The sequence below is a fragment of the Bacillus pumilus genome (genome assembly GCF_024498355.1).
GTDB classification, from domain to species: Bacteria; Bacillota; Bacilli; order Bacillales; family Bacillaceae; genus Bacillus; species Bacillus pumilus_P.
Map to the genome: position 1 here is coordinate 1813558 of NZ_CP101833.1, position 12576 is coordinate 1826133.

Consider the following 12576-nt stretch of genomic DNA (forward strand, 5'->3'; position numbering starts at 1 on the left):
CTTCCCTCCTATTCTGTCAGCTCCAGTAGCACCTCTCCCTCATCGACAAATTCACCCTCTGCCTTATACACTTTGCTGATCACACCTGCCTCTTCTGCAACGATCGGAATCTCCATTTTCATCGATTCTAAGATGGCGACTTCCTGTCCTTTTTGCACTTCATCACCTTGTGTCACAAGAAGCTTCCATAAGTTCCCGGCCATTTGTATCGTGACGGTTTTCATGAACGGTTTTCCTCCCTTTTTTTCATCAGAAAATCGGTTGTGATCCTTCCATGTAAGAACGCAGATGATCCGGCCATTTCCCTTAAAAGTGGTAAATTCGTTTTGATCCCTCCTATTTCATATGCTTGTAATGCTGCTTTTAATCGTTCTATTGCTAGTTTTCTTGTATCACCGTAAACAATCATTTTTGCAATCATTGGATCGTAAAATGGGGTAATGACGCTCCCGCTTGTCACACTTGACTCATGGCGTATATACGGGGCGGCTGGTGCAGAAAGTGTAGTGATTGTACCTGGTGATGGATAAAATGTGACTGGATCTTCAGCATAGATTCGGACTTCGATGGCATGCCCGATTTGATGAATATCCTCCTGATTGAAGGAAATCGGCTCTGATGCAGCGATTTTCAGCTGCTCCTCGACAAGGTCAATTCCTGTGATTTCTTCAGTGACAGGGTGCTCTACTTGCAATCTCGTGTTCATTTCTAGGAAATAAAATTGTTGATTTTGATCGACTAAACATTCAATCGTTCCTGCATTTTCATAGCCAATCGCTTTGGCTGCTTTGACGGCCATTTGCCCCATTTGAAGTCTCACTGAGTCATCGAGACAGGCGGCTGGTGCTTCTTCAATAATTTTCTGGTGTCTTCTCTGGAGTGAGCAGTCTCGTTCAAATAAGTGAACCCCGTGGCCGAAGGAATCAAAGAGGACTTGAATTTCAATGTGCCGCGCGTGTTCAATCACCTTTTCCATATACAAAGTACCATCATTGAAAAAGCTTTGCGCCCTTTTTTGATTTCCTTCAAACGCTCTGTACAGCTCCTCGTCATTTCGAACGAGCTGCATGCCAATCCCCCCGCCTCCGCTTGATGCCTTTAGCATGACCGGATAACCGAGTGACTGCGCTTTACTGACCCCTTCATCTGCGTCATGCAGTGGAGCTGAAACTCCCGGAACGATTGGGATGCCCGCCTGTTCCATCGTTTTTCTCGCTTCAATTTTATTCCCCATTTGCTGGATGACGTGTGCAGATGGTCCAATAAAGGCCATTCCTTCGTTGCGGCAGCGCTCAGCAAAAGCGGCGTTTTCTGATAAAAGACCATATCCAGGATGGATGGCATCTGTATTTGTTTGTTTGGCAACCTTGATGATTGCCTCCACATTTAAATAGCTTTCAGATACTTTTGCGCCTCCGATCGGAAATGCGCTATCTGCTTCTTGCACATGAAGTGCATGCTGATCTGCCTCTGAATAAACGGCGACTGTTTTGATCCCGAGCCGTTTACAGGTCCGAATAATTCTACGAGCTATTTCGCCTCGATTGGCGATCAGTACTTGTTGAAACATCTCTGACTTCACTCCTTTATTAGATCAAGCGCCTGCTTTTTCAGTCGAAATTTTTGAATCTTTCCTGAGGCGGTCATTGGATACTCATCTGTAATGAAAAAGTATTTCGGGATTTTGTAGCGTGCCATTTGGGACTGACAATAGCTGGTTAATGTCTCAATCGTGACCGTACTCCCTTGTTTGAGCCGAATGAATGCGGCTGCTTCTTCTCCGTATGTCTCGTCAGGAATGCCAACGACCTGTGCGTCAAGAATGGCCGGATGAGTGTAAAGAACGTCCTCAATCTCTTTTGGATACACATTCTCTCCGCCTCTGATGATCATATCTTTCAGGCGGCCTGTGATTTTCACATAGCCGTCATGATCCATCTCAGCTAAATCCCCCGTATGAAGCCACCCGTCCTTATCAATGACTTCATTTGTTGCTTCTTCATTTTTATAGTAGCCTTTCATGACATGATAGCCTCTTGTACACAGTTCCCCCTGCTCTCCTCTTGGCACCTCACTCGACGTGCCTGGTCTGGCGATTTTCACTTCGATGTGAGGAAGCGCCCGACCGACCGTTTGAACCCGTCTTTCAAATGAATCATCGGTTCTTGTTTGGGTAATGACAGGAGAGCTTTCGGTCTGACCATAGGCAATCGTGAGCTCCCTCATTCCCATTTTTTCAATGACTGCCTTCATCACATGGGATGGGCAAAGTGAGCCGGCCATAATACCCGTTCGTAATGTGGACAGATCGTAATGGAGAAAATTCGGATGATCCAGCTCTGCGATGAACATCGTCGGGACGCCGTGAAGAACGGTACACTTTTCTATTTCAACTGTTTGCAGCACACGCTCTGGATGGAAAGATTCAACTGGGATGATCGTTCCTCCTTTTGTCAGACAAGCAAGCACGCCAAGCACAGAGCCAAAGCAATGAAAGAAGGGTACTGGGATACACATTCGGTCTTGTTGGGTGAGCTTCATGCAATCTGCGATTTGGCTGGCATTGCAGACGATGTTGGTATGGCTGAGCATGACTCCTTTTGGGTAGCCGGTTGTGCCCGAGGTATATTGCATATTTATCACATCATCAGGCAGCAGCGCATCCATTCGTTTCTCCCATTCATGATCTGCGGTTCTTTTGGAAGCAACTTGAATACTGTCCCAGCTGCGCATGCCGTTTGGTGCGTGCTGGCCAATATATACGCATCTTTTTAAATAAGGAAATGATGCGGATGTGATCTCATCTTGATGAGCTGTTTGAAGCTCCGGGATCAGCTCTTCAATCATTCTGACATAGGATGTCTCTTTGACCCCGTCTACGATAAACAGCATTTTACTATCAGAGTGCTTTAGTAAATAAGCGAGTTCCTGTGATTGAAAATTCGTATTCACGGTGACAAGAACAGCTCCAATGGAGGCGCAGGCGAATTGCAGAATGAGCCATTCAGGTACATTTGGTGCCATGATGGCGAGATGATCCCCCTTTTGAACCCCTATTGCCATTAGACCTTTACCTGTTTCCTTGACCTCTCTATAAAACGCTTCGTATGAATAACGTAAAGAACGTTCTGGATAAACAATGGCTTCATGTTCTGGGTGCTGCTCCTTTTTTTCTCTTAATAGGGAGCCGATCGTCTGTGGCTGAATCGACATCATTGCTTTCCTCCCTCACAAATAGTAAGCGTTTTCATTGGGGTGTTACGCTAACAGTTGTCTTGCGATGACGAGCCGCTGAATTTCAGATGTCCCTTCTCCGATTTCCATCAGCTTGGCATCTCTCACGAGTCGTTCAACACCGCATTCTTTCATGTAGCCTGTTCCGCCGTGAATTTGGACTGCATCAAGACTTGCTTTTGTCGCCATTTCAGAAGCGAAAAGCTTGGCATAGGCTGCTTCCTTTGTAAACGGCTTGCCGTTATCTTTCAGCCAAGCGGCTTTCCATACCATTTGTCTTGCGAGCTCTATTTGCATCGCCATATCCGCCAGCTTAAACTGAATGGCTTGAAAGGATGAGAGGGTCTGACCAAATTGCTTTCTTTCTTTTGCATAGGAAAGCGAGGCGTCAAGTGCCGCTTGCGCGATTCCAACAGAAAGGGCGGCAATCGAAATTCGTCCTCCGTCTAATGTATATAAAAACTGCTTGAATCCTTTGTTTGGGTCTCCTAATATATGATGCGCTGGTACGCGCACTTCGTTTAAAATGATTTCAGCCGTATCTGATCCGCGCACCCCCATTTTGTCATATGGATTTGTAATTGATAGCCCTTTTTGTCCTTTCTCAATAATGAAGGCTGAGATGACCGGGCGGCCGTGCTCATCATGATCCGTAACAGCGGTGACGATAATGGTTCTGGCAAAATTGGCATTTGTGATCCAGCACTTCTCCCCGCTGATGATGTATTCTTGTCCGTCTTTGATCGCTTTTGTTTTCGTTCCTTTTGCATCTGAACCTGCGTTTGGTTCTGTTAATCCGAAGGAACCGAGTGCTGTTCCAGATGCTAGCGGGACAAGGTGATCCATCTTTTGCTCCTCTGTACCGAAATAATAAAGTGGGCTTGCACCTAAGGAGACAGCAGCGGCATAGCTAAGACCTGTACTGGCACACTGTTTTCCGATTTCTTCTACAGCCAGTGCATACGATATCGTATCTCCACCCGAGCCCCCATATTTTTCTGGAAAGGGTATGCCCATAAAGCCTAGCTCCCCCATTTTTTGAAATGTTTTGACAGGAAATACTGCCTGTTCATCAATCGTTTGAGCGAGCGGTGCAATTTCTGCTTTTGCGAATTCTTTGACCATCTGACGGATCATTTGTTGTTCTTTCGTTAATTCAAAGTCCATCTTGCTTCCCCCTTTGTCTCTTCTCTATCATATTTATTAATCAAGTAGCTGCTTCATGCCAAGCTTGATTGAATTCAGAAAATTAAAATAAGATTAGTAGAAAAAAAGAGGAAATGAAAAAAGCATAAATGAAAGAAAGTTCTCATTCATGCTTTTTTTCGTTATTTTACTGTTTTTGTAGAAGGCTTGCTTTCCTCGTGAAGGCGATTAACAGCCGTTACTTTGTAGGTAGCACTCTTCTTCTGCTTCACTGAAAGGTCTTTGACAGGTGTCATCGTGCCTTTTTCTTTTCTGACCGTTTGCAGTAATTCATACGTCCCTTTATTCGTCAATCGATAGACCGCATAATAGGATGCAGTAGAATGTGGGTCATTTTTGATCTGTAAAGCCGCGCCATCTGCTGTCTTTTTCACAGATTGGATGATTGGTTTTTTTGGAGCTTTCTGATGAAGCCACGGCATTTCTGGAATGAGAGCCGGTTTGCTATATGTCTCCTCTATTAATCGATCCTTTACATTCAAAGGGTTACGATTGATATCCTTTAGACTAAAATGCATGCTTCCCTGCACGAGTGGAGACTCCCTGTTCAGCTCGATTTGGCGAAAATATTCCTCGGGATCAGACCAAGCGGGATCACTGTTCTGATTGATTTTATAAGTCGCCTGACCAATGTATAGGTGAACGGGCTCTCCCTTCACTTCATTTGACCACCATTTCGTCAGCACATCATAGGCGGCTGCCTGAAAGCCGATGCTCCAGTAAATTTGCGGGGTGACATAGTCGATATTGTGCTGCTGAATCCACTCTCTTGTATCAGCATACAAATCATCATAATTGGTCATCCCCGCTGTGGTGTTTGAACCAGTTGGATCATCTTTTATATTGCGCCATACACCAAACGGGCTAATGCCAAATTTCACATACGGCTTTTCTTTCTTAATGGTTTCGTTGATTTGCTGCACCAATTGGTTCACATTATCTCTTCGCCAATCTTCTATATGCGGGAATGCTTTTTTTCCATATGTTTCATATGTTTCTTGATCTGGAAATGGAACACCAGCAATTTTATTCGGGTAAAAATAATCATCCATATGCACCGCATCAATATCATAGTTTTTCACTACTTCTTCTATGCCGCCTACAATGAAGTCCTGAGCATCAGGAATGCCTGGATTGTAATAAAGCTGATTTCCGTAAGCAAGCGTCCAATCAGGATGTTTTCTTGCTGGGTGATCGGCTGATAACCGGCTGAGGTCTGTATGATTCATTGTGATTCGATAAGGGTTAAACCAAGCATGAAATTCCAGGCCGCGTTTATGTGCTTCTTCTATCATGAATTGAAGCGGGTCATATCCAGGATCTTTCCCTTGCGTCCCGGTCAAATATTCTGACCACGGTCCGAATGCCGAAGGGTAAAAGGCATCTGCTGTTGGTTTAATTTGCATGATGATGGCGTTCATATTCATCGCTTTAATCTCATCTAACAGATGGATGAACTCTTGTTTCTGGTCTGCGGCAGACAGTCCTTTCTTTGAAGGCCAATCCAAGTTATAAACCGATGCGACCCAAACCGCACGCATCTCTCTGCTGCTTTCAAGCTTCCCTTTTGGCATTGGACGAGCTAGACTGCTAGATGGAATCAATAAGAATATAAACATCAAAGTCATTGTCAGAAACATCATACTGATCTTTTTCAGCATGTTTTGCATCACCTCATATCAAGTTTATTCTGCGATTTGTGATGGAATGCCGGCAGATGGTGTAAGCAGGATGTTTTTCATTGCTTTGAGCTGAGCTTCAGGTACTTCGCAGGCTTCGATTAAATACCGCTCTGCACTCCCGTATGTATCCATCATCTCGTTTAGCACATCTTCAAGATAATCTTGCTGCACACCAAGCAGCGGCTGAATTTGCTTTTTTGATACCCGGTATAAACTCATCATTCGGACAAATCGTTCCTGCCTTTTGACAAGCATTTGCACTCCTTCATTTGAACGCATGTATTCACTTAAAACGATATGTACCGGTACACCGGCAGCTAATTGAATAAGGGCAGATAAAAAACCCGTACGGTCCTTTCCGCTCGTACAGTGAAGCATCAGCGGATAATTTTTTTCATCTGACAGTAATGTGAACAACTGCTGAATCTCTTTTTTTCGTTCGGTGAGCATACTTTGATATAAATCTTTCATGATCGGCGTAAATGATAGAGACTTTGCTTCTGCTACCAGCATACGAAACATGGTCCATTTACTAGGCATCATACTGTCAGGCTGCATAGGGATATGGACGATTTTGTCGTGTTCCTTGATCTTTGGTGGATGTGATTTACGTTCTGAGGTTGTACGGAGGTCACAAACGGTTTGAATCCCAAGCTTCGAGAACATCGCGATATCGTGTTTTGTCAGACGGGATAAATCTGCGGATCGATAAAGCATTCCCGGCTTGATCACCATCTCGTCTGTTGTTTGAATTCCCCCTACTTCTCTAAAATTTGCAAGCTTTGAAAATGGGTTGTTTGACTGATTCATAGAAGTTAAAGTCCTTTCCTTCATCATTCCTTTCTCTATCATACGCTTTTATAGAAAAGGAGAAAAGAGAAGCAGATGACGGATCATCATGTAAGAGGAATTATTGGTATAATGAAAAAAAGACATTCGGATTGATTGGAGATTGTAGCATGATAAAAACAAAACGGATCCAGCAAATCAAAGAGTATGTGTTTGACCGGGAATCTGCCTCACTTGATGAGCTAGTGGCGCATTTTGGCGTCTCCAAAAACACGATACGCCGGGATGTTCAAACATTGGTTGAATCCGGCGTACTAAAGAAAGTATATGGCGGTGTGGCTGTGAACCACTCAACGTTAGTGGTGTATCAAGAGCGTAAGACACGTCAGCTGAGTAAAAAACAATTGATCGGTCAGACCGCCGCCGCTTTTGTCGAAAATGGCGATATGATCTTTGTTGATTCTGGTACGACGACGCTCGAGATGCTTCCGTATTTGACGGAAAAACAGGTGACCGTTGTGACAAATAACGTAGATTTCATTACACAGGCGATGCCTTTTGAGAATCTCACCATCTTTTCGACTGGCGGGATGCTTGAGCGAAAAACGAATTCTTTCGTTGGCTATCAAAGTGTAGAACGTCTAAAAGCATATAATGTCAATAAAGCATTTATTGCGTCAACTGGTTTATCCATTGATCACGGGGTCACGAATTCCTCCCCGCTTGAAACGGATATTAAAAAAACACTCGTTCAAAAAAGTGCAAAAACGTTTTTATTAGTCGATGACAGTAAATTCGATCATTATGCACTGACCACGTTTTGTGATTTACAAGATATTGATGTCGTCGTGACCAATAAGCAGCCAAATGAAGATTATCTTCAATATGGAAAAGAGCATGATGTGCGGTTTGTCACGCCTTCAGCAACTTAGGAGACACGAAGGCTAGTAACAGCTTTCTACGGTCCAAAACGGAGAAAAGAAAGGCTGCTAAAAAAACGGCTCAGGAATTTGAGCCGTTTTTTGATTCGTTCATCTCAAGCTGTATAATGAAGTGGAATAAAAATCGGTACACTGCCGAGATGACGTCGATGAAAGACGTATCTTCTTGGATGTCCTCAAGCTCAAGAAGCTGTAAATTCACATCAAATAAGCCATCTTGTCCATTAAATTGAAGCTGAGCACCATTTAATTGCGACAGCATTTCCTTTAGAATGCCTGTGTCTTTTTTAGGACGCTTTAATCCGAATAACACGGTATACGTTTGAAACACTTCGTCCCATTCAATGGCTAATCCATCGACTTTCACCACATCAAACCACTTCGATTCGATATATATGAATTCTTTTTGTTGTGTTTTTACATATGTAAGCGGTGTGTTTAAAAATGAGGAGGCTTCCGTTTGAATCAAATCCTCTGATTCCTTGTCCACACGCTCTATATATACATCGCCAAAGCGTGCTTCTTCCTTTATTCTTGCACCTTCTAACGCCCAATTGTGACGCGCCGCTTCGTCATATTCAAAGTCTGTCAGCGCCTGCCCTTCTTTCAATAAATCTTGTAAGCGATTTTGCAATGACATGGCTATGTCTCCTTTCATCTACTTCATTTGCGTTTATTATTTTAGCATAACACACGAAAAGAAAGATATGTCCCAGTAGATGATGGTATCATAGTGTAAAAAGAAACATCTCGGAGGGGTACGTTTTGCTCACAATGACACTGGCAGAAAAAATCGTAGACGAGGTCAAAAAAGTGCTGACTGAGGAAGTCATCATCGCACAAACAAACGGTACCATCATTGCGGCAACAGATCCAGCGCGCATTGGTCAATTTCATGAAGGGGCATATGTTACGTCCTTGGAAGGGCAGAAACGAATCCTCACAAAGAATGATGAACAGCATATGAAAGGCGTCAAAGCTGGCATCAATCTGCCTATTTACTTTGAGCAAGAGGTCATTGGTGTAATTGGGATGACAGGAGACCCTGTACATGTGTCCCCTTTTGGCGAAATATTACGAAAAATGACAGAGCTGCTCATACAAGAACATGAATTTTTTCAAGAGTCTGAAACAGATGAACGGCAGCTAGAAGCGTTTGTGTTCGACTGGCTTCATCTGCCGGAGACATCCATTGATATCACTGAAAAGGCGAAGCGGCTTCAGCTTGATGTTCAAAAGCAGCGTGCGGTTGTCCTGATCGATTGTCAGGATGAATCATTTATGAAACAGGATCAATACAAAGCGATGAAGGCTGTGCTGCATCTCACCAAGCAGGAGATCATCGTGCGCTGGGGACATGCGCGTTTTTTGCTCATGCTGCAAACAACTGCGGAAGATCGTGACGCTTTGCAGCAGCGCCTTTTTCACATGCATGCCTCGCTCTCAGCGCTGTCCACCTCGAAGATATTGATTGGTGCGGGGAAACCAGCAGCTTCTCATTTGATGAAGCAATCCTTTCATCAAGCCTTTCGTGCATTAAAATTGGCGCATGCAGATACACCGATTGTGTTTGATGAAGATTTGACGCTTGAGCTTTTTATCGAGGAAGTTAGTCAGGAAACAAAAGAAGTGTTCCTTGATCGAACGATTGCGCCCCTTCTCCCCTATCCTGAGCTGGTGAAAACATTGCGGGTACTCATGACATCGGATTACTCATTGAAATATACAGCTGGAGCGATGCATGTACATATTAATACGCTGCATTACAGGCTAAAACGCATCCAAGATTTAACGACACTTGATCCAAAGCGCATGCAAGATGCGATGCTCTTTTATTTAGCATTGATGCTGTTAGATCATGATACAAAAAAATCAAAAAAACAGTCCGATATTTTGTAGAATCGTCCATAGGCATGAGGCGGTTCTTTTTTTATACTGGAAGAAATGATACGTCAAATCAGTGGGAGTGCATGTACATGTTAGATTCTGAATTTTCAAATCAATTAAAAAAGGTTGTCGGTGCGTCTTATGTACAAGACAGCAAGGCGGATCGTCTTGCCTACTCTTATGATGCGACACCGAATTTTCAGCATATGCCAGATGCCATCGTGAGCCCTCACACAGCCGAGGAAGTAAAGCAAATAGTCCAGCTTTGCACCTTATACAACGTGCCGATCGTGCCAAGAGGATCAGGAACCAATCTTTGCGCAGGAACTTGTCCCGCAAAAGGCGGCCTTGTGATGCTGTTTACAAGAATGAACCAATTATTAGAAATAGACGAAGAAAACCTCACCGCAACGGTGCAGCCTGGCTTGATTACGCAGGAGCTCATTCGCCAAGTAGAGGAAAGAGGTCTCTTCTATCCACCTGATCCAAGCTCTATGAAAATCTCCACATTAGGCGGAAATATTAATGAAAATTCAGGTGGTCTAAGAGGCTTAAAGTATGGTGTGACAAGAGATTATGTCCTTGGTCTTGAAGTGGTTCTGCCAAACGGTGACATCATCAAAACAGGCGGCAAGCTCGCAAAGGACGTGGCTGGATATGATATGACCCGTTTATTCGTTGGTTCAGAAGGAACGCTAGGGATTGTCACAGAAGCAACGCTGAAGCTCTTGCCGCTTCCAGAAACAAAACAAACGATGCTTTGCTTATACGAAAGCCTAGAGGAAGCCGCTACTTCTGTCTCGGCCATTATTGCAGAGCGGATCATCCCCGCCACATTAGAATTTATGGATCAGCCAACTCTTGAAGTCGTTGAAGATTTTGCGAAAATTGGTCTGCCTACTGACGTTCAAGCGGTGCTATTAATCGAACAGGACGGGAATCCTGAGGCGGTTTCCCGTGATATGCAAACAATCGCAGAAGTTTGTCAGAAGCACGGTGCAAAAAGCGTCAATATCGCACATTCTGAAGAAGAGGCAAGTGCGCTCTTAACGGCGAGACGCTCTGCTTTATCTGCCCTTGCCCGGTTAAGCCCCACAACGATTTTAGAAGATGCCACAGTACCTCGTTCTGAAATTGCCAACATGGTGCGTGCGATCGAAGAAATTGCGCGAGAGTATCAGGTGAAAATTTGTACGTTTGGGCATGCAGGTGATGGAAACTTACACCCCACTTGTGCAGCAGATGCAAGAAATAAAGAAGAAATGGAACGTGTGGAAGAAGCCTTTCAAGCCATTTTTGAAAAAGCGGTCTTACTTGGCGGCACCATTACCGGAGAACATGGCGTTGGTCTCATGAAAGCTCCTTATTTGGAGCTAAAGGTCAAAAAAGAAGGAATCGCGGCAATGAGAGCGATTAAACAGGCACTTGACCCTGCAAATATCATGAACCCTGATAAAGTGTTTGGGACTGCAAGAAAGCGGGTGGTAGTCTCATGAATTCCTCTAAACAAAAAGAGATTCAGCAAAAATTCCAGCAGCAAATGGATGAAAAGGAGCTGCTCAATTGTATGCGCTGCGGCTTCTGCCTCCCTTCCTGCCCTACCTATATTGAATCCGGACAACAAGAAACGCACTCTCCCCGCGGCCGAATTGCTTTAATGAAGGCGGTAAGAGACGGTGTGATTGAACCAGATGAAGATGTCGAACATTCACTTAATCTTTGTCTTGGCTGCCGTGCATGTGAACCGGTCTGCCCTTCTGGCGTCAAGTATGGGCGATTACTTGAAGATGCAAGAGACATCATTCAGCAGCATAAAAAACAATCGTTTCCTGTTAAATTGATGAGGCGTGCTGTTTTTAAAGGTCTTTTCCCTTCACAAAGCCGTATGCGGCAAGCTGCAGGTCTTCTTCGATTTTATCAAACATCTGGTCTGCAAACTGCTGCCCGTAAGACTGGCATGCTGAAGGTGCTTCCTTCGCATTTACAGCTGATGGAACAGGCACTCCCAAAGGTGCCGCGTCAAAAGAAAAGCCGTTTGAATGAATACAAAGCCACCAGCCCAGCAAGAAAACGTGTAGCATTTTTTTCTGGCTGTTTAATGGACACGGTTTTTTCCAGTACAAATGAAGCGACGATCCAGCTTCTGCAGCTGTCAGGCTGCGACGTTGTCGTCCCTCCTATTCAGACGTGCTGCGGAGCGCTTCATGGCCATAGTGGAGAAAAAGAGCAAGCGAAACAGTTAGCAAAGCAGAATATTGAAGCCTTTGAGGAGACGGATGTAGATGCGATTGTCATGAATGCGGGCGGATGTGGTGCCTTTTTAAGTGATTACGATCATTTGCTTCACGATGATCCGGCTTTTCAAAAGCGAAGTGAAGCCTTCTCAAAGAAAATCACGGATATATCAGACATTCTAGTGGAGCTGGCGTTTCATCACCGCATTCCTTTGGCTTTGCCTGAGCAAGTCATCACCTATCAAGACTCTTGTCATTTACGGAATGGAATGGGTGTACAAAGTGCGCCAAGGGTGCTCATGAAGGCTATTCATGGTGTTTCGTTCAAAGAAATGAAGGATGCAGATCGCTGCTGCGGCTCGGCAGGGATTTACAACATCTTGCAGCCAAAAATGTCGATGCAAATTTTAGATCATAAAATGACGGAAGCAAGTCAAACAACGGCTGCTGCCATTGTCACATCTAATCCAGGCTGTCAATTGCAAATGGTGGCAGGGATCAAACGCTCAGGGCACTCGCCCAGCATGAGGGCTGTTCATCTCGCTGACTTATTATTAGAAGCCGTCCAATATGGAAAAGAAGCGTCCAGCTCATAAAGCTGAA

The 12576-nt window shown here is 44.3% G+C and carries 11 protein-coding genes; 4 read left to right on the forward strand and 7 right to left on the reverse strand.

What is annotated here, in order from left to right; genetic code table 11:
• Positions 1 to 8 precede the first annotated feature (8 nt).
• The 6 genes from NPA43_RS09060 to NPA43_RS09085 all read right to left on the reverse strand — a co-directional run bounded on the left by NPA43_RS09060 (position 9) and on the right by NPA43_RS09085 (position 6932).
• Positions 9 to 224, reverse strand: a complete 216-nt coding sequence (locus NPA43_RS09060; protein WP_099727829.1) for an acetyl-CoA carboxylase biotin carboxyl carrier protein subunit — start codon at positions 222 to 224, stop codon at positions 9 to 11.
• Positions 221 to 1570: an acetyl-CoA carboxylase biotin carboxylase subunit gene (locus NPA43_RS09065; RefSeq protein WP_099727830.1), complete on the reverse strand. Its 1350-nt coding sequence runs from the start codon at positions 1568 to 1570 to the stop codon at positions 221 to 223. The genes NPA43_RS09060 and NPA43_RS09065 overlap by 4 nt, the downstream gene beginning before the upstream one ends.
• 8 nt (positions 1571 to 1578) lie before the next feature.
• Positions 1579 to 3216 (reverse strand): AMP-binding protein, encoded by a 1638-nt coding sequence (locus NPA43_RS09070; RefSeq protein ID WP_256499634.1) that lies wholly within the window; start codon positions 3214 to 3216, stop codon positions 1579 to 1581.
• Between the two features lie 42 nt (positions 3217 to 3258).
• Complete coding sequence (locus NPA43_RS09075; RefSeq protein WP_099727832.1) at positions 3259 to 4401, reverse strand: acyl-CoA dehydrogenase family protein; 1143 nt, start codon at positions 4399 to 4401, stop codon at positions 3259 to 3261.
• Positions 4402 to 4562: 161 nt separating this feature from the next.
• A complete protein-coding gene (locus tag NPA43_RS09080) occupies positions 4563 to 6101 on the reverse strand; it encodes a glycoside hydrolase family 10-like protein (RefSeq protein WP_099727833.1) in 1539 nt (512 codons plus the stop codon).
• 24 nt (positions 6102 to 6125) lie between these two features.
• Positions 6126 to 6932, reverse strand: a complete 807-nt coding sequence (locus NPA43_RS09085; protein ID WP_256499635.1) for a tyrosine-protein phosphatase — start codon at positions 6930 to 6932, stop codon at positions 6126 to 6128.
• 149 nt (positions 6933 to 7081) lie between these two features.
• Between NPA43_RS09085 and NPA43_RS09090 the strand changes: the two genes are divergently transcribed.
• Positions 7082 to 7843 (forward strand): DeoR/GlpR family DNA-binding transcription regulator, encoded by a 762-nt coding sequence (locus tag NPA43_RS09090; protein WP_099727834.1) that lies wholly within the window; start codon positions 7082 to 7084, stop codon positions 7841 to 7843.
• Between the two features lie 70 nt (positions 7844 to 7913).
• Here NPA43_RS09090 and NPA43_RS09095 read toward each other — a convergent pair whose 3' ends face one another.
• Positions 7914 to 8492: a branched-chain amino acid aminotransferase gene (locus tag NPA43_RS09095; protein ID WP_099727835.1), complete on the reverse strand. Its 579-nt coding sequence runs from the start codon at positions 8490 to 8492 to the stop codon at positions 7914 to 7916.
• A gap of 125 nt (positions 8493 to 8617) precedes the next feature.
• Between NPA43_RS09095 and NPA43_RS09100 the strand changes: the two genes are divergently transcribed.
• From NPA43_RS09100 to NPA43_RS09110, 3 genes are all read left to right on the forward strand, one after another.
• On the forward strand, positions 8618 to 9751 hold the full coding sequence (locus NPA43_RS09100) for a CdaR family transcriptional regulator (protein WP_099727836.1): 1134 nt from the start codon (positions 8618 to 8620) through the stop codon (positions 9749 to 9751).
• A gap of 77 nt (positions 9752 to 9828) precedes the next feature.
• Positions 9829 to 11235: a glycolate oxidase subunit GlcD gene (glcD, locus tag NPA43_RS09105; protein ID WP_099727837.1), complete on the forward strand. Its 1407-nt coding sequence runs from the start codon at positions 9829 to 9831 to the stop codon at positions 11233 to 11235.
• Complete coding sequence (locus tag NPA43_RS09110; RefSeq protein ID WP_249705534.1) at positions 11232 to 12569, forward strand: (Fe-S)-binding protein; 1338 nt, start codon at positions 11232 to 11234, stop codon at positions 12567 to 12569. Before glcD ends, NPA43_RS09110 begins: the two co-directional genes overlap by 4 nt.
• Positions 12570 to 12576 lie beyond the last annotated feature (7 nt).

Bases quoted from the DNA above. Each gene is read 5' to 3' on its own strand.
- glcD (WP_099727837.1), top strand. From the start codon at position 9,829: ATGTTAGATTCTGAATTTTCAAATCAATTAAAAAAGGTTGTCGGTGCG.
- NPA43_RS09070 (WP_256499634.1), bottom strand. From the start codon at position 3,216: ATGATGTCGATTCAGCCACAGACGATCGGCTCCCTATTAAGAGAAAAA.
- NPA43_RS09110 (WP_249705534.1), top strand. From the start codon at position 11,232: ATGAATTCCTCTAAACAAAAAGAGATTCAGCAAAAATTCCAGCAGCAA.
- NPA43_RS09075 (WP_099727832.1), bottom strand. From the start codon at position 4,401: ATGGACTTTGAATTAACGAAAGAACAACAAATGATCCGTCAGATGGTC.
- NPA43_RS09090 (WP_099727834.1), top strand. From the start codon at position 7,082: ATGATAAAAACAAAACGGATCCAGCAAATCAAAGAGTATGTGTTTGAC.
- NPA43_RS09080 (WP_099727833.1), bottom strand. From the start codon at position 6,101: ATGCTGAAAAAGATCAGTATGATGTTTCTGACAATGACTTTGATGTTT.
- NPA43_RS09095 (WP_099727835.1), bottom strand. From the start codon at position 8,492: ATGTCATTGCAAAATCGCTTACAAGATTTATTGAAAGAAGGGCAGGCG.
- NPA43_RS09065 (WP_099727830.1), bottom strand. From the start codon at position 1,570: ATGTTTCAACAAGTACTGATCGCCAATCGAGGCGAAATAGCTCGTAGA.
- NPA43_RS09060 (WP_099727829.1), bottom strand. From the start codon at position 224: ATGAAAACCGTCACGATACAAATGGCCGGGAACTTATGGAAGCTTCTT.
- NPA43_RS09085 (WP_256499635.1), bottom strand. From the start codon at position 6,932: ATGAATCAGTCAAACAACCCATTTTCAAAGCTTGCAAATTTTAGAGAA.